The 227-nt window shown below is 37.4% G+C and carries 1 tRNA gene; it reads left to right on the top strand.

Annotated features, from left to right (window positions below):
• Positions 1–22: 22 nt before the first annotated feature.
• A tRNA-Ala gene (locus tag HF569_RS12805) sits at positions 23–95 on the top strand.
• The last annotated feature ends 132 nt before the right edge of the window (positions 96–227 follow it).

Genomic DNA, 227 nt, shown 5'->3' with positions numbered 1-227 from the left:
TTGACCGCAAGGTCATCATTTTGGGGAATTAGCTCAGATGGGAGAGCACCTGCTTTGCAAGCAGGGGGTCAGCGGTTCGATCCCGCTATTCTCCATTGGTACGAAAGTGCCAAGGAATTTGTTCTTTGAAAACTAGATATTATCAATTATTTTCCTTTAATTATTAAGATAATTAAACCGAGAAACAACTGCGTATTTTTGAGTTTTTTAATTAGTTTATATCGCTA

It is taken from the genome of Levilactobacillus tujiorum (assembly GCF_012641185.1).
In the GTDB taxonomy this organism is placed as follows: domain Bacteria; phylum Bacillota; class Bacilli; order Lactobacillales; family Lactobacillaceae; genus Levilactobacillus; species Levilactobacillus tujiorum.
Note: the sequence above shows the minus strand (reverse complement) of the source record. Positions and strands in the feature narration are given on the sequence as shown.